Source organism: Falsihalocynthiibacter arcticus (assembly GCF_000812665.2).
GTDB classification, from domain to species: Bacteria; Pseudomonadota; Alphaproteobacteria; order Rhodobacterales; family Rhodobacteraceae; genus Falsihalocynthiibacter; species Falsihalocynthiibacter arcticus.
In genome coordinates this window covers 3,407,996-3,432,127 of the sequence record NZ_CP014327.1, presented here as the reverse complement: position 1 = coordinate 3,432,127, position 24,132 = coordinate 3,407,996, and the positions used below count along the sequence as shown (strand labels likewise).

General features: G+C 54.5%; 18 protein-coding genes. 13 read left to right on the top strand and 5 right to left on the bottom strand.

The genetic code is table 11. The features are described 5' to 3' along the window. The first annotated feature begins 143 nt into the window (after positions 1-143). The 9 genes from dusB (at position 144) to hflX (ending at position 12,024) form a co-directional block, all read left to right on the top strand. Positions 144-1,142, top strand: a complete 999-nt coding sequence (dusB, locus tag RC74_RS16845) for a tRNA dihydrouridine synthase DusB (RefSeq protein ID WP_236939962.1) — start codon at positions 144-146, stop codon at positions 1,140-1,142. Beyond that, positions 1,135-2,250 (top strand): two-component system sensor histidine kinase NtrB, encoded by a 1,116-nt coding sequence (locus RC74_RS16840; protein ID WP_052274989.1) that lies wholly within the window; start codon positions 1,135-1,137, stop codon positions 2,248-2,250. The genes dusB and RC74_RS16840 overlap by 8 nt, the downstream gene beginning before the upstream one ends. Then, positions 2,250-3,626: a sigma-54-dependent Fis family transcriptional regulator gene (locus RC74_RS16835; protein ID WP_039003549.1), complete on the top strand. Its 1,377-nt coding sequence runs from the start codon at positions 2,250-2,252 to the stop codon at positions 3,624-3,626. The genes RC74_RS16840 and RC74_RS16835 overlap by 1 nt, the downstream gene beginning before the upstream one ends. A 99-nt stretch (positions 3,627-3,725) precedes the next feature. Beyond that, positions 3,726-5,969, top strand: a complete 2,244-nt coding sequence (locus RC74_RS16830; RefSeq protein ID WP_039003550.1) for a sensor histidine kinase NtrY-like — start codon at positions 3,726-3,728, stop codon at positions 5,967-5,969. Continuing rightward, complete coding sequence (ntrX, locus tag RC74_RS16825; protein ID WP_039003551.1) at positions 5,969-7,384, top strand: nitrogen assimilation response regulator NtrX; 1,416 nt, start codon at positions 5,969-5,971, stop codon at positions 7,382-7,384. Before RC74_RS16830 ends, ntrX begins: the two co-directional genes overlap by 1 nt. 85 nt (positions 7,385-7,469) lie before the next feature. After that, positions 7,470-8,846 carry a Trk system potassium transporter TrkA gene (gene trkA / locus RC74_RS16820; RefSeq protein ID WP_039003552.1) on the top strand — a complete coding sequence of 459 codons (1,377 nt, stop codon included), beginning with the start codon at positions 7,470-7,472 and terminating at the stop codon, positions 8,844-8,846. 2 nt (positions 8,847-8,848) lie between these two features. After that, positions 8,849-10,366 (top strand): TrkH family potassium uptake protein, encoded by a 1,518-nt coding sequence (locus RC74_RS16815; RefSeq protein ID WP_039003553.1) that lies wholly within the window; start codon positions 8,849-8,851, stop codon positions 10,364-10,366. A 137-nt stretch (positions 10,367-10,503) separates the two neighbouring features. Next, positions 10,504-10,737: an RNA chaperone Hfq gene (hfq, locus tag RC74_RS16810; RefSeq protein ID WP_039003554.1), complete on the top strand. Its 234-nt coding sequence runs from the start codon at positions 10,504-10,506 to the stop codon at positions 10,735-10,737. 6 nt (positions 10,738-10,743) lie between these two features. Further along, a complete protein-coding gene (gene hflX, locus RC74_RS16805; protein WP_039003555.1) occupies positions 10,744-12,024 on the top strand; it encodes a GTPase HflX in 1,281 nt (426 codons plus the stop codon). Positions 12,025-12,058: 34 nt separating this feature from the next. Here the strand turns inward: hflX and RC74_RS16800 are convergent, their stop codons facing one another. Continuing rightward, a complete protein-coding gene (locus tag RC74_RS16800) occupies positions 12,059-14,539 on the bottom strand; it encodes a penicillin acylase family protein (protein WP_039003556.1) in 2,481 nt (826 codons plus the stop codon). A gap of 115 nt (positions 14,540-14,654) precedes the next feature. Here RC74_RS16800 and RC74_RS16795 point away from each other — a divergent pair, with 115 nt between their 5' ends. Continuing rightward, positions 14,655-15,527, top strand: coding sequence for an NAD(P)-dependent oxidoreductase (locus tag RC74_RS16795; protein ID WP_039003557.1), 873 nt, complete (start codon positions 14,655-14,657; stop codon positions 15,525-15,527). A gap of 68 nt (positions 15,528-15,595) precedes the next feature. Here the strand turns inward: RC74_RS16795 and RC74_RS16790 are convergent, their stop codons facing one another. Both RC74_RS16790 and hemB read right to left on the bottom strand, forming a co-directional pair. Continuing rightward, complete coding sequence (locus RC74_RS16790; protein WP_039003558.1) at positions 15,596-16,174, bottom strand: lipid-binding SYLF domain-containing protein; 579 nt, start codon at positions 16,172-16,174, stop codon at positions 15,596-15,598. A gap of 153 nt (positions 16,175-16,327) precedes the next feature. Then, complete coding sequence (gene hemB, locus RC74_RS16785; RefSeq protein WP_039003559.1) at positions 16,328-17,329, bottom strand: porphobilinogen synthase; 1,002 nt, start codon at positions 17,327-17,329, stop codon at positions 16,328-16,330. A gap of 135 nt (positions 17,330-17,464) precedes the next feature. Between hemB and RC74_RS16780 the strand changes: the two genes are divergently transcribed. Together RC74_RS16780 and mfd are read left to right on the top strand one after the other, a co-directional pair. Next, positions 17,465-17,992, top strand: a complete 528-nt coding sequence (locus tag RC74_RS16780; protein ID WP_039003584.1) for a hypothetical protein — start codon at positions 17,465-17,467, stop codon at positions 17,990-17,992. A gap of 17 nt (positions 17,993-18,009) precedes the next feature. Then, positions 18,010-21,501 carry a transcription-repair coupling factor gene (mfd, locus tag RC74_RS16775; protein ID WP_052274990.1) on the top strand — a complete coding sequence of 1,164 codons (3,492 nt, stop codon included), beginning with the start codon at positions 18,010-18,012 and terminating at the stop codon, positions 21,499-21,501. 90 nt (positions 21,502-21,591) lie between these two features. On the opposite strand, the gene RC74_RS16770 is transcribed toward mfd, so the two are convergent. Then, on the bottom strand, positions 21,592-22,128 hold the full coding sequence (locus RC74_RS16770; RefSeq protein WP_039003560.1) for a peroxiredoxin-like family protein: 537 nt from the start codon (positions 22,126-22,128) through the stop codon (positions 21,592-21,594). 86 nt (positions 22,129-22,214) lie between these two features. Between RC74_RS16770 and RC74_RS16765 the strand changes: the two genes are divergently transcribed. After that, positions 22,215-22,919: a helix-turn-helix transcriptional regulator gene (locus RC74_RS16765; RefSeq protein WP_052274991.1), complete on the top strand. Its 705-nt coding sequence runs from the start codon at positions 22,215-22,217 to the stop codon at positions 22,917-22,919. Here the strand turns inward: RC74_RS16765 and RC74_RS16760 are convergent. Beyond that, a complete protein-coding gene (locus tag RC74_RS16760; RefSeq protein WP_039003561.1) occupies positions 22,916-24,115 on the bottom strand; it encodes an MFS transporter in 1,200 nt (399 codons plus the stop codon). The two genes, RC74_RS16765 and RC74_RS16760, sit on opposite strands and share 4 nt — an antisense overlap. Positions 24,116-24,132 lie beyond the last annotated feature (17 nt).

The following is a 24,132-nucleotide window of genomic DNA, read 5'->3' as shown; positions in this document are numbered from 1 at the left end:
AAGCAATGCGCGCTTTGAGAACAATGGGCGAGTTGCTGCCTAAATTTTATGCAATGCGTGTTTTTCGCGCAGAATGCACCGTCGCGGAATTGCCTTTTGCTTTTGTGGGGCGTAGCACTGAAATGTGCACAAGGATTAGGCGTTTGACCATTAATATTGCAGATATCATTTTGGACCCACCGGTCCTATTGGCGCCATTGGCCGGAATTACGGATTTGCCGTTTCGCAATCTGGTGTCGTCCTTTGGGGCTGGGTTGGTCGTGAGCGAAATGGTTGCCAGCCAAGAAATGTTTCAGGGCAAACCCGGCGTGCGCGAACGGGCCGAACTGGGGTTTGACAGCAGCAATACCTCGGTTCAGATCGCCGGAAAAGACGCCTATTGGATGGGCGAGGCCGCCAAGATGATCCAAGATAACGGCGCGCGTGTGATCGACATTAATATGGGCTGTCCGGCGAAAAAAGTCGTGAACGGCTATTCAGGGTCCGCCCTGATGAAAGATTTGGACCATGCGCTGACGCTGATTGAGGCCGTTGTTGAGGCCGTTTCGGTGCCTGTGACGCTTAAAACCCGCTTGGGATGGGATGACGCTTTGCTTAACGCGCCCGAACTTGCGGCCCGCGCAGAGGCGGCGGGCATCCGCATGATTACGATCCACGGACGCACGCGCTGCCAGTTTTACAAAGGTCGCGCCGACTGGGAAGCGATTGCCAGTGTCAAAGCCGCCGTTTCCATTCCCGTCGTGGCGAATGGGGACATTATCAATGCCGACACCGCGCGTCAGGCCCTTGCACAATCTGGCGCGGATGGTGTGATGATTGGCCGTGGCGCACAGGGAGCGCCGTGGATTCTAGCACAGGTCGCGGCCGATCTTTTTGGCTCTGCACCCCCCGAAATCCCGCAGGGAAATGCCCTGATCGACATGGTTTCGGGGCACTATGAAGCCATGCTTGAATTCTATCCCGTCCCTCTTGGCGGGCGCGTCGCACGCAAACATCTGGGCTGGTACATGGATGGCGTTCACACCCCAGCCGCCCTGCGCAAAGCCGTTTTAATCGAGAAAAACCCCAAAACTGTATTGGCGCTACTGCCCGATGCACTTTCTCCTGACCATAGCCCGATCGAAGGACTGACCGATGATTGAATATGACATTGACCTCTGGGCGTCGCTGCCAATTCCAGCGCTGATCCTTGACGATGCAGACTGCATTCTCGAGAGCAATGCCGTTGCCGAAGCCTTTTTGAACTCCTCCGCAAAAATGCTCATAGGGGCGTCGGTGTGGGACAAAGTTATGATCGACTCGCCGCTGGAAACCAGCTTTCAGCGTGTCCGAAAAGACCATTCCGCGTTATTTATCAATGATGTCGACGTGGGAAGTGGCGAGCGCGCGCCCGTGCTGTGCAACATTCAAATTGCGTCCCTAAGCTCTAGTAAAGGCGAGCGGACGGGTAAAATCCTCCTGCTGATATCGCCGCGCGAAATTGCCGATCGGTTGGGGCGGAGCCATTCGGTCAAAACTTCGGCTAAATCCGCGATCGGGATGGCGGAAATGCTGGCCCATGAGATTAAAAACCCGCTCGCGGGCATTACGGGGGCCGCGCAACTCTTGGCGATGAACCTGTCGAATGATGATCAGGAAATGACCGACCTTATTGTCCAAGAATGCCGCCGGATTGTGAAACTTCTCGAGCAAGTCGAGCAATTTGGCAATGTCCTCAAACCCCAATGTACCGCCGTGAATATCCACGATGTGCTTGATCGCGCGCGGCGTTCGGCGATGGTGGGTTTTGGCGCACATATGGAAATCATTGAGGATTACGATCCCTCCATGCCACCCACATGGGGTGATATGGACCAGCTCCTTCAGGCCTTTCTCAACCTTTTGAAAAATGCATCAGAGGCCAATAAAAACGGTGGCAAAATCCGCATCCATACCTTCTATGAAAACTCGATGCGCCTGCGTCGGACAGACGGGTCTGGCTCGGTCCCGCTTCAAATTGAGATCATTGACGATGGCCCCGGATTGCCGAGCGAAATTGCGGGGGACATCTTTGAACCCTTTGTTTCGGGGCGTGAGAATGGCACGGGGCTTGGCCTTGCGTTGGTGAGTAAAATCATCTCGGAGCACCAAGGCTGGATTGCCGTTGACTCGTCCCCCGGGCGCACTGTGTTTCGGATTTCGCTGCCTGTTGCCCCAAAAGAATCCGCAGTTGATGCGCCCAACACTCAAAATAAAACGGAGATCCTATAATGGACGGTACAGTTCTTGTCGCAGACGACGACCGCACAATTCGCACAGTTCTAACGCAGGCGTTAACGCGGGCGGGCTGTAAAGTGCACGCGACCTCGTCGTTAATGACGTTGATGCGCTGGGTCGAAGAAGGGAAGGGCGATTTGGTGATTTCCGACGTGATGATGCCCGACGGCAATGGCATCGAGGCTCTGCCACGCATCGGAGAATTGCGCCCCGGATTGCCGGTAATTGTGATTTCCGCCCAAAACACGATTATGACCGCGATCCAAGCTGCCGAAGCCGAGGCCTATGACTATTTGCCTAAGCCGTTTGACCTGCCCGATTTGATGAAACGCGCCGCGCGCGCCCTTGAGATCAAACGCCGCGTCAATCCCTTGTCCCACGAGACCGGCGCGCCGCGAGAATCCACCCAAGATGATCTGCCGTTGGTGGGGCGCACGGCCCAAATGCAAACCCTCTATCGACTGGTAGCGCGGGTGATGAACACCGATTTGACGGTGATGATCTCGGGTGAAAGTGGCACGGGTAAGTCGTTGATCGCGCGGGCCATTCACGACTTTTCTGATCGCCGCACTCAGCCGTTCATTGTGGCCTCCGCCAATGATTTACAAGGCATGGACGGGCCAGCCACTGTTATTTCACGCGCCAAAGGCGGCTCGATCCTGTTTGACGAAGTGGGCGATCTCGACGCCGACGCACAGGCCCGTGTGGTGCGTATGTTGGACAGTTTTGGCGACAATGCACCGCGTATTATGGCGACGAGTCAGTCGAATTTGAGCCTGAAAATGGAGGCAGGGACGTTCCGCCAAGACCTCTATTACCGCCTCTGTGGTGTGACCATCACGGTGCCGTCCCTGCGCGAACGGGTCGATGATATCCCGCTTCTTGCTGAACATTTCCTTGCGAAGGCTGAGCGCGAAGGAGCCTCATTGCGTCGGATTGGACCGGATGCAATGGAACTCATTCGCGCCTTTAGCTGGCCTGGAAATGTACGCCAGTTGGAGAATTCCGTGCGCCGTTTGGTTTTGACCAGCGTCGGCGAAGAGATTAATCGGGCCGAAGTTGAGCTTGTCCTCGGGAATCAGCCAGTAATCGAACCCGCGAATGGTGGCCGCGAGGGCGAATTGCTCTCGGCCTCCGTGGCAAAGCATCTGCGTCGTTATTTTGACCTTCATGGCGGTGCGTTGCCGCCGACAGGCGTTTATCAACGTATTCTGCGTGAAGTTGAGACGCCATTGATCGAGATATCACTTGATGCAACGGGTGGAAATCAGGCGAAATGCGCCGATTTACTTGGGATTAACCGAAATACTCTCAGAAAGAAGATCACAGAGCTCGAAATTAACGTGACACGCCGCCGCAAATTGATGTAAAAGAGCAACATACCCGTTGCAAGAAGGCTGCTACCCTTGTGACAGACGGTATATATTGTGGCGTGCCTATCGAAGGGCACAGTATCTTTGGGGGACGCGGTGCCAAGTTTGGTCCGTAGTGCGACATTCAATAGGCTTATACGTTTAAGGCGCCAAAAGCGTTTTCAAAACTTCGCGACCCTCGGAATGGTGGTTTTGGGGCCTATTCTGGCCGCTGCGACGTTTGTGATTCTTGGACCGCTAGAGGTTGCGACAAGTCCAAATAGTCTGCGGCTGATTCTGCTGGCGGACATGGTCTATGCCCTCGTCGTCGCGGCCTTGGTGCTGCAACAGGTCGTGCGCATGGTGTCTGCGCGGCGCGCAAAGTCGGCGGGTTCAAAACTCCACCTTCGACTGACGGGTGTTTTTGCGCTCGTGACGCTTTTGCCGACCATTTTGGTCGCTGTGTTCGCCATGTTGACGGTGAATGTCGGGATTGAAGGCTGGTTTTCGGACCGTGTGCGACAGGTGGTTTCAAGCTCACTGGATGCCGCCCAAGCCTATGAAGCCGAGCATCGTCGCGATCTTGTTTCCGACGCCGAGCAACTGGGAAATGACATCGACATTGAGGCCTTGGGGAATTTTCGCATGTCCGACGGCGATTTGCGCGAGATTTTGACCAATGCCCAAGCCAATGTGCAACGCGGCCTGCGCGAAGCTTTTGTCGTTGACGGGGCAGGGACCATTCGGGCCCGGGGGGATCGGTCCTATTTGTTCAACTATGAACAACCCAAATCTTCTGATTTTGACAAAGCCAGCAAGGGCGAAACTGTTGTCATTAAGGACTGGGAAAACAACGAATTTCGCGCCCTTGTTGCGCTTTCAGGGCTAACGGATCGCTATCTCTACCTGTCGCGCGAGGTTGATGGGGACATCCTTAGTCTCTTGGACGAAACAAAACAAAACGTTTCCCTTTATGAACAATTGGAAAAGGATCGCGGTAAAATCCTGTTTGAGTTTGGCCTGCTGTACCTCGGGTTTGCCGTCATTTTGATCCTTGCCGCGATTTGGCTCGGACTTTGGTTTGCGGAGCGTCTTGCGCGACCCGTGGGGCGGTTGACCAGTGCGGCGCAACAGGTTGGCGCAGGCAATTTGAACGTGCGCGTATATGAGGAGGCTGGCGACGACGAAATCGCGCTCCTGTCGCAATATTTCAACCAAATGACGGGGCAATTGCGGGAACAACGCGAGACTTTGCTCCAGAATACGCGCCAAATTGAGGATCGCCGCCGCCTTTTTGATTCCGTTTTAAGCTCGGTCACGTCCGGCGTTGTCGGGCTGGATGCGGATGGAGGCGTTGATTTTGTGAACCGTTCGGCGCAGGGGTTGTTGAATTTAGACGACTCTGGCAATCAAAAACTGTCTCTCGCGGTGCCAGAATTCGGTGACTTTTTTGCCAGGACACAAGCCAATCGTGCAGAATCCGCACAGGAAGAAGTCCTTGTCGTGCGGGACGGGAAGCAAGAAAATCTCCTCGTGCGGATTGCTCCTCGACGCGGTTCAGGGGGCGCATTGGAAGGGTACGTTGTGGCCTTTGATGATGTGACCGACCTCGTTTCTGCCCAACGCATGGCCGCTTGGGGCGATGTGGCGCGCCGGATCGCGCATGAAATCAAAAACCCGTTGACGCCAATCCAGCTATCGGCCGAACGTTTGAAGCGAAAATATTCCTCAAAGCTTTCGGAAGAAGATGCAGAGGGTATGGCCTATATGACTGATGTTATTGTGCGTAAAACCAATGACTTGCGGCGTATTGTTGATGAGTTTTCCAAGTTTGCGCGCATGCCAGAACCAGAACTCCGCAGTCATGATCTGACCGAAATTATGCGGGACGCAGTTCACCTGCAAACCGGTGCGCTTGATCCCGTTAAGTTGGTCGCTGAGTTGCCAGCGGAGCCCATATTTGCGGATGTGGATTCAACGATGATCGCACAAGCCTTGACGAACTTAATTAAGAACGCAGGCGAAGCAGTTGAAACGCATGTTGAAAATGGCGTCCCGGACGGGTTTATTCCCATGGTGAAAATCAATATGGAAGCAGATGGCGAGACACTGCGCATTCGGATTTCCGATAATGGCATTGGCTTTCCGATTGATCGCTCGCGCCTGTTTGAGCCGTACGTAACAACACGCGATAAGGGCACAGGACTTGGCCTGCCCATCGTTAAGAAAATCATCGAGGAGCACGGCGGGACGTTGGCGCTTTTGGATGCAGAAATATTTGGAAACACAACACATGCAGGCGCTTGTGTGGCTGTTGCCCTTCCTTTGGGCACGCCAAAAAAACTGAAAGAGGTGAGCTGATGAGTGACATTCTTATTGTTGACGACGAACGTGATATTCGTGAACTAATATCGGATATCCTTAAAGATGAAGGCTTTACAACGCGTCTTGCAAGTAACTCTGACGAGTGTATGGAGCAAATTTCTTCCGAGCCTCCGAGTTTGATGATCCTCGATATTTGGCTGAAAGATAGCCAAATGGACGGCATCGACATCCTGAAATCGGTGAAGCGCAGCCACCCTGATGTACCTATTGTGATTATTTCTGGTCACGGGAATATCGAAATCGCCGTCGCCGCGATAAAACAGGGCGCCTATGATTTCATTGAAAAGCCGTTCAATATAGACCAACTGTTGGTTGTTATTACGCGTGCAATGGAGGCTTCGCGTCTGCGCCGTGAAAATAGTGAGTTGCGCCGTCGAGACGTAACGCTCAGTGAAATGATTGGATCTAGTTCAGCCTATAAGGCATTGAAATCAAACCTTGAAAAGGTCACTAAGTCTAACGGCCGCATTATGCTGCGGGGACCTGCTGGGTCTGGCAAGGAAAGTGCCGCGCGGTTTATTCACAGCGAAAGTGATCGCGCGTCTGCACCGTTTATCGTGGTTAATTCCGCGTCAATTGAACCCGAGCGGATGGAAGAAGTCCTGTTTGGGCGCGAAAGCCCAGAGCGCGGGATTGAACCTGGGTTGCTTGAGGAAGCGCATGGCGGCGTTATCTACTTTGATGAAGTTGCCGATATGCCGATGGGGACGCAGAGCAAGATCCTGCGCGTTTTAGTCGATCAGCAATTTCAACGCGTGGGCGGCGGCGAAAAGGTTCGCGTTGATATTCGCGTTATATCGAGCACAAACAGGAACTTGCAGGCCGAGATTGAAGCGGGAAATTTCCGTCAGGAGCTGTTTCATCGTTTGAATGTCGTGCCGATCACTGTGCCCTCACTTGAAGACCGTCGGGAAGATATTCCCGAGTTGGCCGTCGCCTTTATCGCAGCCTTTAACAAGGATCAGGGGCTACCTTTGCGACATCTTTCGGAGGAAGCGCAGGCCTTGTTACAGACCATGAGTTGGCCTGGAAACGTGCGCCAGTTGAAAAACGTCATCGAACGCATTCTTATTCTTGGCAACGACAGCGAGATTATTGAGGCAAGCGATTTGCCGCAACAGGGCGAGCCGTCTGGCGGGAGCTCGGGCGTTGTTCTTTCGGCGGGTTTGGCGACCTTGCCACTTCGTGAAGCGCGTGAATTGTTTGAACGCGAGTATTTAATGACGCAAATCAATCGGTTCGGCGGAAATATAAGCCGCACCGCAACCTTTGTTGGCATGGAACGCAGTGCACTTCATCGCAAACTCAAGTCGCTTGGGATTGTGACCAGCAATAAGACGGGTGCGCGGGTTGCGCATATTGACGATTTTGAGGGCGAGGACTTGGAATAAGCATCACCAATTGACGCACTCATGGGCATAGGCCATAGATTGCTACAAATGAGAACCCATTGAAGAAGCACAAAAGGGCAGTTTTATGAAGGTCATCATCTGTGGCGCGGGACAAGTTGGCTGGCAAATCGCCCGCCATCTTTCGGGTGAACGCAACGATGTAACGGTTGTGGATAACAATGCCGAACTGGTGCGGCGCGCTATGGATACCTTGGAAGTTCAAGGGGTTGCAGGGTTTGCGAGCTATCCGGATGTTCTCAAGGCGGCGGGGGCAAGTGATGCGGATATGATCATCGCGGCGACCCATTCGGACGAAGTGAACATGGTGACCTGCCAAATTGCCCACTCGATTTTTTCCGTGCCCCGCAAAGTGGCCCGTTTACGCAGTAAGTCGTACCTCGATGCCATTTATTCCGACCTTTATCGCCGCGATCACATGCCGATCGACGTGGTTATTTCCCCTGAGAAAGAGGTTGCTGCTGCGGCCTTGCAACGCCTCGCGGCGCCCGCTGCCTTTGATACAGAAAGTTTTCTCAACGGCAAAAGTCAGCTTTTGGGGCTCCAACTTGATGCGGATTGTCCGGTTCTGAATACGCCATTGCGTCAGTTGACGGATTTGTTTTCTACCCTCTCGGCGAACGTGGTTGGCGTGCGTCGCAAAGGGACATTGTTTGCGCCTGTGCCCAATGATCAGCTGTTCGCTGGCGATCAAGTTTACGTGTTTACCAACAGCGAAGACGTGGCTCGCACCTTGGAAGTGTTCGGAAAAGTCCAACATAAACAAGACCGTGTGGTTATTTTGGGCGGTGGGAATGTGGGGCTTGCCGTGGCCTTGGCGTTGGAAGCAAAAGGCCGCACCGTGCGCACAAAAGTGATTGAGCGCGACCGTGCCATTGCCGAAAAAGCCGCTGACACTTTGGAGCGGACAATTGTTTTGAACGGCGACGGATTGAGCCCTGAATTGCTTGAAGAGGCGGGAATTGATCGTTCAGACGCTATTTTATGCGTCACCGACGATGATAAAACCAATCTATTGGCCGCGGTTCGGGCCAAGGGGTTGGGCTGTAAAATGGCGATCTGCTTGGTGAATGACCCGTCCTTGGTGCCACTTTTGGCCCCCATGGGGATCGACGCCTATATCAACCCGCGCTCTACAACTGTGAGTTCTATTTTGCGCCATATTCGGCATGGCCGTGTGCGCGAAGTTTACTCCATTGGCGACGCTGAAGCCGAAGTGATCGAGGCGCAAGTGCTCTCGACAAGTCCGATTTCGGGACGGGCGCTGCGTGATATTGAATTCCCTGAGGGTGTTTTGGTGGGCGCCGTTTTGAGCAAGGGCGTCGTGTCGCGGCCCGAAGGCTCCATGCGGATCGAAGAAGGCGATGTGTTAACCATTTTCACTATGGCCGCCGACGTGCCTGAGGTCGAACGCCTCTTGCAGGTTTCGATCGACTTTTTCTAGCCATGTTAGCCCGTATCCTTGGCCTGCCGTTGTTTGTGATCCTGATGGGGATCGGATCGGTGGCGATGTTTTTGCCCGCGCTTCACGCAGGAGCAACGCGCGATTTTCAAACGGCGCGGGTCTTCTTTTACGGCGGGTTGTTGTTCCTGATTTTCACGTTGATTATCGCGCTGGCAACCGCAAATTATAAGCCACGCAATGAGACGGGCTCCCATCTTCTGTCGCTTTTTGTGTGTTTTGTGCTGCTGCCGATGATGCTCGCGGTGCCCTTTCATCAAACGGTAACGACGTCGACGTTTGGCGAAGCGTATTTTGAGATGGTTTCGTCGATAACGACGACGGGCGCGACGCAATATGCCGACCCAGCGCAACTGCCCCGTTCTGTGCATTTATGGCGGGCTTTGGTGGCGTGGCTGGGTGGGTTTTTCGTTTGGGTTAGTGCCGTGGCCATCCTTGCGCCGTTGAATCTCGGCGGATTTGAGGTCTTGGCTGAGGGACGGCACGGAACGGGATCTAGCCTGTCCCAGATTTCCCGCGTTGCCGGTGGCTCCGTGCGTTTGCAACGGGCTGCCCTTCGACTCCTCCCGATCTACAGCGGGTTAACGGCGGTATTTTGGGTCTTTTTAATTATCGCGGGTGACCGACCTTTTGGGGCGCTTATTCACTCAATGTCGACCTTCGCAACCAGCGGGATTTCGGCCACGGGCGGTATGCAAAACAACTCATCCGCGGGGTTTGGCGAATTTGTCGTCCTGATTGGCATGTGTTTTGCCCTGTCACGCCTGACTTTTTCGTCTGATATGAAGGCCCGCAGCATCAATGTTCTCAAAACCGATCCTGAAATCCGCATCGCGACCTTTCTTATTATGGCGGTACCGTCGCTGATTTTTATGCGCCATTGGTTTGGTGCCCTCGAAGAACAATCGGTTGAGGATGCGCGCCAAGCGCTCTCGGCCCTTTGGGGGAGCATCTTTACGACAGTTTCTTTCCTTTCGACCACAGGTTTTGAGAGCGCCTCTTGGACGCAAGCGAGCCGGTGGTCGGGTCTCGCGACACCGGGGCTTATTCCACTTGGCTTGGCGATGGTTGGCGGCGGAGTCGCCACCACGGCGGGCGGTGTGAAACTGTTGCGGATTTATGCGCTTTATAAAAACGGGCAGCGCGAAATAGAACGGATTATCCATCCCACAAGTGTCGCGGGATCGGGGCCTGCGGTGCGCCATTTACGGCGGCGCGGGGCTTATGTTGCGTGGATTTTCTTCATGCTGTTTGCCCTCTCGGTGTCCTTCGTGATGCTGCTCTTGGCCTATAACGGTGTTGGTTTCGACAATGCGCTGATTTTGACAATCGCGGCGCTAACGACAACTGGACCCTTGGCAAATGTCGTGACGGAAACACCGATTTCTTATGCGACCTTGTCGCCCACGGTGAAGCTGGTTTTAGGAGCGGCGATGGTGGTGGGACGGCTCGAAACCCTCGCCGTTATCGCGCTTTTAAACCCCGACACATGGCGTCGATAGCGGCAAAATTACCATTTCATAAATTTAGATGCTTTTTTTGCACTAGAAACTATCCGAATGCATAGCCATACTGGCAGATAAGACCAAAACAGCCTTTAGCGCTGGCATATAAAAACAAGAAAAAAGGCTATAAAACAATGGCTGCCGACAAACAAAATTTACAAGACGCCTTTCTGAATCATGTTCGCAAGACAAAGGTTCCGGTTACTATTTTCCTCATTAACGGTGTGAAACTTCAGGGTGTTATCACTTGGTTTGACAATTTTTGCGTGCTTTTGCGTCGCGATGGTCAATCTCAGCTGGTGTATAAACACGCGATTTCAACGATCATGCCGTCTCAGCCGATCAGCCTTTACGACGGCGAAGAATAGGCAAAAATGGGCGAAGAAATTCCCGAGAAGTCCGTAACGCCGGTTTGGGTGCTGCATCCTGATTTGCGTAACGATCGCTTTCGCCGTGATCCAGAATTCGCTTTGCAAGAGGCGGTTTCTCTCGCTGAGGCGATGCCCGAAACCGATGTTGTTGGAGCGACAATTGTGCCCGTACCCAAGATTCGGGCAGGGTGGTTGTTTGGCAAAGGCAAAACCGAAGAGCTTAAACAACAGTTCGTTGAGACTCATGTCGATCTGGTCATCATTGACGGTACGTTAACGCCCGTTCAACAGCGTAACCTCGAAGAAGAGTGGAACGTCAAAATCCTCGACCGGACGGGTTTGATCCTTGAGATTTTCTCGGATCGGGCACGTACGCGCGAGGGTGTGTTGCAGGTTGAAGTGGCGGCATTGTCGTACCAACGCACCCGCCTTGTGCGGGCATGGACCCACCTTGAGCGCCAACGCGGCGGGCTTGGATTTGTGGGCGGACCGGGGGAAACGCAGGTCGAGGCCGACCGTCGTGCTCTTGATGAACGCATCCAAAACCTCAAACGCCAGCTTGAAAAAGTTGTCCGCACCCGCGCCTTGCATCGGCAATCGCGCGCACGCGTACCGTTCCCTGTGGTGGCTTTGGTTGGCTACACGAACGCAGGAAAATCTACGCTTTTTAATCGCTTAACGGGGGCTAATGTCTTTGCGAAGGACATGTTGTTCGCCACGCTTGACCCAACCATGCGTTCGGTTGAATTACCTTCCGGCCGAACGATTATCCTCTCGGATACGGTTGGTTTTATTTCCGAACTTCCCACACAATTGGTCGCCTCGTTTCGCGCCACTTTGGAGGAAGTTCTTGAGGCCGATTTGATTTTGCACGTGCGCGATATTTCGCATCCGTTGACCGATCAGCAATCGCGCGATGTGACAACCATCATGACCGATCTTGGCGTGTCTAAAGAGACGCCGTTGATTGAAGTGTGGAACAAAGTCGATCTTTTGGATGCCCAAGAACAAGAGGGTATTCTTGCCAAGTCCGAGCGCGAAGAGGCAATTTTTGCCACCTCGTCGATTACAGGCCAAGGCATTGAGGAGCTGCTTGATGCGGTGTCCGAAACGCTAACCGATCCCAAAACCTACCGTGATCTTGTGCTGCCGTATAGCGACGGTAAAAAACGCGCGTGGCTGTTTTCAGAGGACTTGGTTGAGGCCGAGACCCAAGGCGAAGACGGGTTCCACCTCAAGGTTCACTGGACCGCACGCCAAGAGAAAAACTTCCGCGATATGTAAAAGGCGCGCCATGGATTTGGCGCGACCTTTCCCGTTACTTTGGTTCCGGACTCAAGGTTGCAATCCCAACGGAACCCGCACGCGCGAGGGCTGGATCAAGGCTCATCGGGAGGTATTCCCCGCGGCGCCAAAGCTGCCCCATATCATCATAATGGCGACTTAACGGATGGCCCGATTGCCCCGTTGCGATGATGAAAACAGAACTGTCAGGGTCTGCGAAATCATAAACACCACGATAGCCCGCCCCTTGAACATTGGAAAACGGTTCGTCTTCCGTGCCCGAGGTGAGGCCCATCATAAGGGTGTTATCACCGCCTGAAGTGCTTTGGCGAATATTGACGAACCATTTGAGAATAGGCGTTTTTCCTAGAACCGCATGGTCGTGGGTGGCCTGATGCGCATCCCCCCAACGCAATGACGTCAACGCGGAACCATAGGTCTGGTCTAGCCATAAAAGCGCATCGTCCAAGGCAATCCGCGCGAGGTCCTTGCAATTCTCGGGCTGGGTGGATTGCACGATGTCACACCACGCGCTCGCGCCGTCGGTATCGCGGTAAACGCGGTCGATAAACACGGGATTAACGTGAGTGAATTCATCGGCAAGCGGCCCTAGTTCGTCTTGGATTAGCCGTTTTTGCAGGGCCCGCATCCATGCGGCATAGATCAGCGGTTCTGGGAGGTGTTCATTCATTTCCCCGTTCCAATTTGCCAAAAGATCGAGCGCGATTTGGCGGCGGCGTTCGATGGTGCCGTCCGGAGCCTGCGCGCCGGAAAACCATAGATCGGCGGCAATCAACGGCAGAATGCGGCGCGCGGTATAACTCACGGTATCAAGTTGGCCTTCGATGAAACTCTCGCGGGTGTGGACTTCGCGGTTTTGCATCAGCTTTTTCCAACGCTCAATGCGTTCCGTATCCCCCCAGTAGAAACTAATGTGATTGGGGAAGGGACGGTCGATAATTTGGTTGTTGGTATTGCCCAAAATGCCCCCCGCAGGTTCACGGAATTCGGGGTTGAAACTATAGGGCATGCGCCCTTGCCAACGGTTGTTTTCCAGCCATCCGGGGGCCGGTGTGCGGCCTTGGGTTTGGTGGTTATAGGCGCGACGCGGGGCCGCGCCGAAGGTCTTGAGAGCAATTTCCTTGCCGTCCACCAACGTCACGTTTTGCGCGCTGCCGATATAGGTTTCACCTGCGGCAATGGCCTCGTCGATGGTTTTGGATTTCATCAGCTTCATCAAGGCGCTCACGGAGGTGTCATGCGCCGAAAGCGCGGTCCAACCAAGGGTGGCGACGTGGCCTTGGGGGGTAATTTTCCCGACATTGTAATGGCTTGGCGGTAGGACAGGGCCATTTTCTGTCCAACGCAAGGTTAGGGTACGCGGCGCGGCGTCCTTCACATGGACGATGGTTTGGCGAATTTCAAAACGTTTGTATCCGGTGGGCGTCAGGTATTCCTCGGAGTCTTTGGGGTTGAGTTGCTCAATAAACAGGTCTTGATCGTCCATGAACGCTGCCGTCAGCCCCCAACCGATGTAGTCCGAGCGCCCAGACAGGATTACAGGGACGCCCGGAATTGAGGCGCCAATGATGCCGCCCTGTTGCAACTCGATCCGTGCAAGATACCAGATCGATGGCGCGGAAAAGCCCAAATGCGGATCGTTGGCGAGCAGTGTCGCCCCCGCCGCTGAACGCGATGGAGCGGCGGCCCAAGCGTTCGACGCGCCTGCAAAAGCGCGTTTTTTGAACGGCGACAGGCCGGCAATCATCGGGTCGAGTGGTTCCGCGAATTGCGCATAGATCGGGTATTCTGATTTGGGGAACAAGCTTGTGTATTCCGCCAACGCGTTGATCGGCATGCCCAAGGGATCGGGCAACAGGTCTTTGACCCGCTCTTTGGGGAGGGCCAAAATCGCCCGCGTGCGCAAAATTTCGTCTTCAAGCTGGCCTGAAAATTCCAGCGCCATTATTTTCCCAACGGCGATGGAATCCGCGGGAGTCCACGGAGCGATGGCTGTGGGAAACAGGAAAAATTCCGGCGCGCCACGCCCCAGAGCCCCCGTATTGATTTGCGCAAGCCAACTGTTGACGCCCCGCGCATAGGCATTGAGCGCCAGCGTAGTTTCGGGGTCTTGGTCGCGCACCGAGCGTTTGGCCAAGTCATAAATATCAAGGCGGCGCATTAGGTCGTCGACTTGCAAAGCGCGTTCCCCAAAAAGCTCCGACAAGCGGCCTTCAGCGGTGCGGCGCATCAGAACCATTTGCCATAAGCGATCCTGTGCATGGGCGAATCCAAGGCCAAAATAGACGTCCTCGTCGGTTGCGCCAAAAATATGGGGCACACTGGCATTGTCACGGATAATTTCGACGTCGTCCGTGATTCCGGTCACAACATAATCGGCGTCATATTCGGGAATGGAACGGCTGGCCAAGTAGTAAATGCTGAAAAAAGCCAATGCGATCAAGGTCGCAAGAGCCAGAAACAGACGGGTAAGCCATTTAACAAAGGTCGACATGACGGCTCCAGGTTGACGCGCGGATTGTATACATTAAGGTCTGCCCCAAAGAGACTCGGCATCGAATTCCGATGGGTTTCCAGTGTCTACGCGAAAAAACTTTGGGAGAAAAGCTATGGCGAAAATCACTTTCTTGGGACTAGGCGTTATGGGCTATCCCATGGCAGGACATCTTGCGGCGGCGGGGCATGAGGTAACAGTTTTCAACCGTACAACCGCTAAAGCCGAGGCTTGGGCCAAGCAACACGGTGGCAATTTTGCGCCGACACCCGCGCTTGCAGCCAAAGGCGCGGACTTTGTGATTTCCTGCGTGGGGAATGACGATGATTTACGCGCAGTTTGCACGGGGCCAGACGGGGCGTTTCAATCGATGGCGGAGGGCGCGATTTTCGTTGACCACACCACGGTTTCGGCGGCCGTCACCCGCGAACTTTACGCTATTGCCGCAGAAACCGGCATTGGATTTGTCGATGCGCCCGTGTCCGGCGGCCAAGCAGGAGCCGAAAACGGCGCGCTCTCGGTGATGTGTGGCGGTGATCAGGATAAATATGATGTGGCCGAACCCATCATGCAGGTCTATGCCAAGGTTTGTCGTCGTTTAGGCGAAAACGGGGCAGGGCAATTGACTAAAATGGTCAATCAAATCTGTATCGCTGGGGTCGTTCAGGGGCTTTCCGAGGCGCTGCATTTTGCGGAAAAAGCGGGTCTGGATGGCGAGGCGGTGATCGAGACGATTTCGGCGGGTGCAGCTGGCAGTTGGCAGATGCAGAACCGTTATAAAACCATGTTGGCGGACGAGTACGACCATGGATTTGCCGTGGATTGGATGCGCAAAGATCTTGGTATTTGCCTTGATACAGCGGATGAGAACGGCGCGAGTTTGCCGATGACCGCGCTTGTCGATCAGTTCTACAAAGACGTGCAGAAACTTGGTGGCAATCGTTGGGACACCTCAAGCTTGTTGAAACGTTTGCGCCATATGGGGTGATTTTTTTCCCTTCGGACATAAAAAAAGGCGGCTCACATGAGCCGCCTTTTTTATTACATCTCAAACCCTTATGGGATTATGCGCGAGTATTTTGATCCTTCGAGCGTCGCGCCCGCCATCAAGCCCGCTTGGCCAAAGACTACGGCGATCACTGGCGCATTGGAGGTTGTTGTCGCAACCGACAGATTGCTGCCTTTGTCATTTACGGCGTATTCGATGTCGGCACCTGCGGCCCAACCGCTTGCGCCGCGGAATTTGTTCAACGCAGGTTCGGTCATAAAGAACAACACATAGGCGAGTTGTTGTGCGCCAATTTGAAAACCAACCGAGGCGGATGTCGCAGAATAGTAGTCGACGGTCGCGTCGTTGATGCGCAGCGCGCCTTTGCCAAACGATCCCCCCACGCCTAAGCCCGCTTTGGTCACCACAGGCATTACCAGCATCCCCGTGGATTTTGCGCCAAGGTCAACAGTTCCGGGATACGTTGCGTACATATGACGTACGGTAGCGTCGACTTGGAGGTCCAATACGGCGGCGCCATCGTTGCCCACGCCATTGCCACAGGCCGCTGTCGTTGCCGCAGCAGCACCTGCTGTCAGCAGAAAGCCGCGACGCGAAAGCCGCTCAAAATGCGTTGGTGTTTTCATTGCTTCGTTCCTCAATTGTTGGTCCCAAACACGTGTTGGAAACCATTTTTAGTGTCGGGTCACACCCGATCTTGTTCAAAACTATAGGGGAGTCCCATAATATTGTCATTATATATAGGTATGTGTTGCGAAAAAATGCGAAAATGTGCCGATTTAACGTCCAGCTAAAAGCCGTGCTGCGCGCGGGGCAAAGTAGGTCAGAATGCCGTCACAACCTGCACGTTTAAAGGCCATAAGGCTTTCGATCATGGCTTTGTCGCCGTCAATCCAGCCGTTTTGCGACGCCGCCATTTGCATCGCGTATTCGCCGGACACTTGATAAGCAAAGGTCGGCACGCCGAATTCGGATTTTACGCGGTGGCAAATATCTAAATACACCATGCCGGGTTTGACCATGACCATATCCGCGCCCTCGGCCAGATCGCGGGCCACAAGGCGCAGGGCTTCGTCGCTGTTTGCGGGATCCATTTGATAGGTGTTTTTATCACCTTTGAGCGCACCAGAAGCGCCAACCGCGTCGCGAAACGGGCCATAAAATGCGCTGGCGTATTTTGCGGCATAGGACAGGATCGTTACGTTTTGGTGCCCTGCGGCCTCTAGGGCTACGCGGATTGCGCCGATGCGACCGTCCATCATATCCGACGGGCCCAGAATATCCGCGCCCGCGTCTGCCTGTGCGAGGGCCATTTTTACCAAGGCCTCGACGGTTGTGTCATTGACGATTTCGCCGTCCACAACATAGCCATCATGGCCGTTGATATTATAGGGATCCAAGGCGATATCCGTCATCACGGCGATCTCAGGGACGGCGGCTTTGATCGCGCGGATCGCCCGATTGGTCAGGTTGTCCGGATTCCACGCTTCGGCGCAATCCTCGGTCTTTAGGGACGCATCGGTATAGGGGAACAGGCAAATCGCGGAAATGCCCAGATCGGCGGCTTCGCGGGCGGCCTCGACGATCAAATCCACCGAAAGGCGCTCAACGCCGGGCATGCTTTCGATTGGTTGGCGCGTATTCTCGCCAGCGACCACAAAAACCGGCCAAATAAAATCGGCGGGCGACAACGTATTTTCCCGCACCAAAGCCCGCAACGCAGGCGATTTTTTCAAGCGGCGCAGGCGCGCGGTCGGGAAAGGGGCAACAATTGTCGGCATTTTTACGTCCTCATGCAATTCATGTCCTTGGTTGGCATGGATTTTCCCGTCACTCAAGGGTAGGAATCAGCGCAAGCCCGATATAATGTCGCAGTTCTTGCCAAATGGCATGCGACTCTGATGAAGGAATGCCCCTTGGACTTGTACGCCACAGTTCGTGAACTGATTGATTTACGCTCATTTTCAAACCTCTGGTACTGGATTGGTCTTGCGGTTGTTTGGTCTTCGGCCAGCCATTGGGTTTTGGGTGTGCCGCTGGATATGATTCAACGGGCGAAAAAACGCGGCGGCGAGGCGATGGATGATCTTCAATCCCTCACGCGGATTAGTTGCAATCGCATCCTGTATATCTCCTCGGTGTCCGGACTTTGGTTGCTTGGATTTAGCTGTTTTGTGCTCACGGGTCTTGCCATGCTGGGTTTCTACTACAATGTCGAATTCGCCCAAGCGGTGTTCCTTTTGCTGTTCCCTATGTCGATCGTCGGGCTTATTTCGATTTCGACAGCGCGCCTTATTGACGAAAAAAAACCACAGGGCCTCGCCCTTGTGAAGCAATTGATGCGTCACCGTATTTACGTGCAGCTCCTCGGCGTTCTCTCTATCTTTACGACCGCAATGTGGGGCATGGCCCAGAACATGAACTACAGCGTTTTGTTCAACTAATTATAAAATAACCCCTCATGGGGTCGGAGAACGATGTGGCCATTTCAACGCCCAAGCACATAACCCAAAGCGGGGCGCCCGAAGGCTATGACGCGCATCTTTTGTTGGCGGAATTGGCCAAGTCCAACGGCGCGGTTATCCATGTGGCACGCGATGCAAAACGCCTCGCAGCGCTCAAGGCAGCGCTTGCTTTCTTTGCGCCTGACACAGCGGTTTTGAGCTTTCCCGCGTGGGATTGTTTGCCGTTTGATCGTATGTCGCCCAACGCCGATACCTCGGCGGCGCGGATGGCGGTTTTGGCCGCCCTTGTGCATGACATGCCAAAACGCTTTATCCTTTTGACAACGCTTTCTGCGGCCACGCAATTTGTCCCTGCGCGTGATGTTTTACGCAAAGCGGCGTTTTCGGCACAGGTTGGCGAGCGCATCAATATCGACCAGTTAAGGGCGTTTCTGGTGCGGATGGGCTTCACCCAAGCGCCAACCGTCACTGAACCCGGCGATTATGCGGTGCGCGGCGGCATTATCGACATCTTTCCACCCGGCGATACCGGCCCCATTCGGATGGATTTCTTTGGTGATACGCTAGACGGTTTGCGCCGCTTTGACGCCGAAACCCAGCGCACCACAGACACCATCAAAAACATCGAACTCGCGCCCGTTTCCGAAGTCATTTTAGACGACGCCGCGATCACCAGTTTTCGCCAGAATTATCGCACAGAATTTGGCGCTGCGGGCACCGATGACCCGCTCTATGAGGCGGTTTCCGCAGGGCGTAAACATCAAGGTGTCGAGCATTGGTTGCCGTTCTTTTACGACCGTCTTGAGACCCTTTTTGATTATATTCCAACAGCTTCTGTGGTGCTTGACGATCAAGTCGGTCCCGCGCGTCTTGCGCGGTGGGACGGGATTGTAGATCAATATGAAACGCGCCGCCTCGCGATGTCCGCAAAAATGCGCCTTGATAGTGTGTACAAGCCTTGTCCGCCCGAAAAGCTCTATCTCGATGATGTGGTTTGGGGCAAAGCTGTAGAGAACCACCGCGTTGTCACCCTCGCGATATTGCCGCAATCCACAGGCCATGGCGTCGTGGATGCGGGTGGCCGCATCGGGCGCAACTTCAGTCCCGAACGCCAACTCGAAAACGCAAATCTGTTCGAAGCCCTCGGCCAACACATCAACGAACGCCGCAAGTCCGATCAAGTCGTTGTCGCCAGTTTCTCGGAAGGGGCGCGCGAACGTCTAGTGGGGTTGATCGCGGATGAGGGCGTTGAAGGCGCACAACTGATCAAGGATTTCCGCGATATTCCGGACGGCAAAGGCGGCGTTTTTCTAGCCGTTTGGCCGTTGGAACAGGGTTTTTACGCCGAAGGCTTGACGGTTATTTCCGAGCAGGACGTGCTGGGCGACCGCCTGATCCGCTCCACCAAACGCCGTCGCCGCGCCGATAATTTCCTAACCGAAACCCAAAGCCTCTCCGCTGGCGACCTTGTTGTCCACGTCGATCACGGGGTTGGGCGCTTCACTGGCCTTGAAACAATCACGGCCATGGGCGCGCCCCATGAATGTTTGCTATTAGAGTATGCGGGCGGCGACCGTCTTTACCTACCCGTTGAAAATATTGAGCTTTTAAGTCGTTATGGCCACGACGAAGGCATGCTAGACAAGCTTGGCGGCGGCGCGTGGCAAGCCAAAAAAGCCAAACTCAAAGAGCGTATCCGCGCGGTTGCCGAAAAGCTTATCCGTATTGCCGCCGAACGCGCCCTGCGCCGTGCCCCCATCATGTCGCCTCCTGATGGCATGTGGGACGCCTTCGCCGCGCGCTTCCCCTATACGGAAACCGACGATCAAATGTCGGCCATTCACGACACATTGGATGACATGGAAAGCGGCCGCCCCATGGACCGCCTGATTTGCGGCGATGTGGGCTTTGGCAAAACCGAAGTTGCCATGCGCGCGGCGTTTGTTGCGGCGATGTCCGGCGCCCAAGTCGCGGTGATTGCGCCCACGACGTTGCTCGCCCGCCAACACTACAAAAGCTTCGCCGAACGCTTCCGTGGCTTCCCGATTGAAGTGCACCAGCTGAGCCGATTTGTCGGCGCAAAAGAAGCCCACAACACCCGCGAATCCATCAAGCGTGGCACCGCCGATATCGTGATCGGCACCCATGCGCTTCTTGCGAAAACCGTGCGTTTTCAAAATCTTGGACTACTTGTAATTGACGAGGAACAACGTTTCGGCGTCAGTCACAAAGAGCGCCTCAAAGAGATGCGCACCGATATTCACGTGCTCACCCTTACAGCCACGCCGATTCCGCGCACGCTGCAAATGAGCCTTTCTGGCGTGCGGGATTTGTCGATTATCGGCACACCTCCGGTCGACCGTCTGGCGATCCATACCTATGTCAGCGAGTTTGACAGCGTCACAATTCGCGAAGGCTTTTTGCGCGAACATTATCGTGGTGGGCAAAGTTTTTACGTGGTGCCCCGTATTGCGGACCTGCCCGAAGTGGAGGATTTCTTGCGCACCCAGCTTCCCGAAGTCAGCTATGTCGTGGCCCACGGGCAAATGGCGGCAGGCGAACTTGATGATCGGATGAACGCGTTTTACGACGGCAAATATGATGTGCTCGTCGCGACCACGATTGTCGAAAGCGGCTTGGATATTCCAACGGCCAATACGCTGGTCGTGCATCGCGCCGATATGTTTGGGTTGGCGCAATTGTACCAAATTCGTGGTCGTGTGGGCCGCAGCAAAACTCGTGCCTATGCCTATCTCACCACCAAACCGCGTATGCCCCTGACGCCAACGGCCGAGAAACGGTTGCGGGTTTTGGGAAGTCTGGACAGTCTTGGCGCGGGCTTCACTCTGGCGAGCCAAGATCTGGACATTCGCGGCGCGGGCAACTTGTTGGGCGAGGCCCAGTCAGGACATGTGCGCGAAGTCGGGTTTGAACTCTACCAAGCGATGTTAGAGGAAGCGATTGCCAATATTCGATCGGGGGCAGGCGAGGGGCTTTCGGATGACAACGATCAATGGGCACCACAGATTAACCTTGGCGTTCCGGTTCTGATCCCCGAAACCTACGTGCCCGATTTGGATGTGCGTTTGGGTCTGTACCGGCGCCTGTCTGGTCTCACGTTGAAGGTCGAACTTGAAGGATTTGCCGCCGAACTCATTGATAGATTTGGGAAATTACCACGCGAAGTAAACACTTTGCTGCTGGTGGTGCGGATTAAAGCAATGTGTAAACGGGCAGGGATCGCCAAGCTGGATGCAGGGCCCAAGGGCGTGACTATCCAATTCCATAATGATAAATTTGCCTCGCCCCAAGGTCTGGTGGAGTTCATATCGGATCAAAAAGGGAATGCCAAAGTGCGCGACAACAAGATCGTTGTGCAACGTGAATGGGCCAATGAAAACGATAAAATTCGTGGCGCCTTTGGGGTTGCCAAAGACCTCGCGGAGAAACTCATCGCCGAGAAAAAACGGACCAAACCAAGAAGCTAGTCGGGCAACTTGCCCCTACCGAGCGGGGCGATGCTCGGCCCAACGGGGGCCAAGCATCTTGATGCGTCGTGCACTCGGCGGGAGCCGTTCTTAAACCGCGCCGGTGTATTCACCGCGCGCTGGATAGCTTTTATCAATCGCGAAATCGACGGCCGCAAGAAGTTCGGAAAAATGCGGACGGGTGAAGGGCATGGACTGCACCGCCAGATAGAATAGGGAGCCGTCCTTGTTGACGAGGAACAACCCTGGTTCTGAGAACAAGGCGGGTTCTTCGATACCGATGGAGGTTTTTCCGCGCGACGTCGAGATATACAGGCCCCAATCGCGGGCTTCTTGCAGCGGCAAGTCATAGGCCACGCGCAACGTATCCGCGCTGATTTTTTCTACCATCGACGTGCTGCGCTCCAGCCCATCTGACGAAACTGCGACGGTTTTCACGCCACGTTTTGCGAACTCTGGCGTCAGGCGTTCCAACTCTTTGAGGTAGGTCGCGCAAACGGGGCAATGAAGGCCGCGAAAGAAGCAAATCACGGTCCCAAGGTCTGCGCCGTCAGTGGCAAGGTCGAACGTGCCGCCACCAACGAGGGGAAGCGTAAGGTTTGGGGTTTTTTGGCGAGGTATAAGCATTTTGGTTCCTTTGAAAAGCTTGACCTCTTTCTTATACAGGAGTTAATGTCGGATAAATCTCTTTTACCCGATCAGGAATCCTGACTTTGGACAAACTTGCAGCCCTCATCCAAACTTTACAGATCTCGCGGGTACAGCCTCATTTCAACGAGGATGCGGATTTTCACGTCATGAAGGCTGCGGATCGGTTTGTTTTGAAATCGGGTGCAAATCCGTCCTTACCCGTTGCGGCCAGTATCGTTTTGCGCGGGCGCGGGGCCGTGGCCCCCTTGATGGCCTCGGTTGGGTGCTTTGAAATGCACATTCCAAATGACCACGCGCTTCATCCGCTGGTCGCGTTGTTTGTCGGGGAAATCTCTGCGCCCAGATGTGGTCAAGACAGCCTGTTGGCGGGCTATGCACAGGTCCTAATCGTGCATTTCTTGCGTGCGGCACTAGAGACGGGAACCGTGGATAAAGGCGTCTGGGCGGCCCTGTCGGACGCGCGGTTGTCGCGAGCTTTGACACAGGTGCATCTACGCCCAGGGCATGCATGGAGCACGGAGGATTTGGCCCAAGAGGCAGGCATGTCGAGATCGGTTTTTATGGCGCAATTTCGGGAGGTTATGGGCGAAGCTCCGATCACCTATCTGCGCAGTTTTCGCATTGCGCGCGCCCGCGAAGCGCTAGAGGAGGGCGGGCGCATAGCGGTGGTCGCCCGCACCTTTGGGTATAGTTCTAGCGACGCATTTTCGCGTGCTTTTCGGCGCAGCCAAGGGATTGCCCCCTCGGAACTGCGCCGCGGACCCTAAGCCTCGACGGGTGGACGTGGCCCAAGGTAGATCATCAATCCCAATGATCCCAAACCACACAAGAAAGACCCAATGGTGAGGGCAAAGGCGGTTCCGTCGAAGTTCTGAGTGATCGGAATCGCAAGCATCACTCCGAGAACCGTCGAGATCCCCGCCGTAATCGACGAAGCCATCCCCGCGATATGGCCCATCGGTTCAAGCGCGAGGGCTGTCAGGTTCCCCATGCAAAATCCGAGCACGAGAAAATTGACGGTGACCAGCCCAAGATACATCCAAAACGGCATGGCAAAAAACACGATCATGGCGAGGAAAATACTCATCATGATGACGTGGCACGTAAGGGCCGAGGTGATCAGTTTACGCATCCCCAAACGGACCACCAATTTCGCATTAACGACGTTCGATATCCCCGCAATCACTGCGATACCGGCGAAATAATAGGGGAAGCTCTCGCCCCGACCATAGGCCATTTCAAAGGTTGGCTGGATGGAGGAAATCGTTGAGAAAAGGAACGTGATCACAAGGGTTTGGACAAACATTGAGATCATAACGATGCGGTTTTTGCAAAGTTCCACAACCGCCGAAAAATAGGATTTTAGCGACAAAGGCCGAATATTTTCCGGCGCGAGGGTCTCTGCCTGACGCAGCAAAAGCCACATTCCTCCGACGAAGGAAACAAGGGCAAAAGCGGCGAAAACAGCGCGCCAGCCAAAGGTGAAAATGATCGCTTGACCGATCATCGGTGCAATCGCCGGGACGATCATGAAAATCGTCATCGCAATCGACATCACGCGCGCCATCATGGAGCCTTGATATAGGTCCCGCACCATGGCGAGGGCGGCGATCCGTGGTCCAGAGGCACCAACACCTTGCAGAAAACGCGCCGCGAGGAGCACTTCCAAGGACTGCGACCAATAGGAAATCAACGCACCAAGAAGGTAAATTCCGACCCCAAGCAAGATCACCGTTTTACGGCCAAACGCATCCGAGAGCGCGCCTGCGAAAAACGTTCCGCTGCCCATGCCCAGTACAAAAACAAGGACGACCAGCATGATCCGATTTGGCGCATCTGGGGTCAATTCGAGCCCCATCATCGGCAGGCCAGGCAGCATGGCGTCAATCGAAAACGCGATCATGGCAAAGAGCATGGCCACAAGGGAAACAAATTCAGGGAGGGCAAGGCGTTTGGAAGCCATGGTGTGTGCTTTCTGAA

What these genes read in the sequence shown, in the direction of transcription:
- mfd (WP_052274990.1), top strand. Translation starts at nt 18,010, where the DNA reads ATGGGGTCGGAGAACGATGTGGCCATTTCAACGCCCAAGCACATAACC.
- RC74_RS16815 (WP_039003553.1), top strand. Translation starts at nt 8,849, where the DNA reads ATGTTAGCCCGTATCCTTGGCCTGCCGTTGTTTGTGATCCTGATGGGG.
- hemB (WP_039003559.1), bottom strand. Translation starts at nt 17,329, where the DNA reads ATGCCGACAATTGTTGCCCCTTTCCCGACCGCGCGCCTGCGCCGCTTG.
- RC74_RS16800 (WP_039003556.1), bottom strand. Translation starts at nt 14,539, where the DNA reads ATGTCGACCTTTGTTAAATGGCTTACCCGTCTGTTTCTGGCTCTTGCG.
- ntrX (WP_039003551.1), top strand. Translation starts at nt 5,969, where the DNA reads ATGAGTGACATTCTTATTGTTGACGACGAACGTGATATTCGTGAACTA.
- RC74_RS16840 (WP_052274989.1), top strand. Translation starts at nt 1,135, where the DNA reads ATGATTGAATATGACATTGACCTCTGGGCGTCGCTGCCAATTCCAGCG.
- RC74_RS16760 (WP_039003561.1), bottom strand. Translation starts at nt 24,115, where the DNA reads ATGGCTTCCAAACGCCTTGCCCTCCCTGAATTTGTTTCCCTTGTGGCC.
- hflX (WP_039003555.1), top strand. Translation starts at nt 10,744, where the DNA reads ATGGGCGAAGAAATTCCCGAGAAGTCCGTAACGCCGGTTTGGGTGCTG.
- RC74_RS16835 (WP_039003549.1), top strand. Translation starts at nt 2,250, where the DNA reads ATGGACGGTACAGTTCTTGTCGCAGACGACGACCGCACAATTCGCACA.
- trkA (WP_039003552.1), top strand. Translation starts at nt 7,470, where the DNA reads ATGAAGGTCATCATCTGTGGCGCGGGACAAGTTGGCTGGCAAATCGCC.
- RC74_RS16790 (WP_039003558.1), bottom strand. Translation starts at nt 16,174, where the DNA reads ATGAAAACACCAACGCATTTTGAGCGGCTTTCGCGTCGCGGCTTTCTG.
- RC74_RS16770 (WP_039003560.1), bottom strand. Translation starts at nt 22,128, where the DNA reads ATGCTTATACCTCGCCAAAAAACCCCAAACCTTACGCTTCCCCTCGTT.
- hfq (WP_039003554.1), top strand. Translation starts at nt 10,504, where the DNA reads ATGGCTGCCGACAAACAAAATTTACAAGACGCCTTTCTGAATCATGTT.
- RC74_RS16795 (WP_039003557.1), top strand. Translation starts at nt 14,655, where the DNA reads ATGGCGAAAATCACTTTCTTGGGACTAGGCGTTATGGGCTATCCCATG.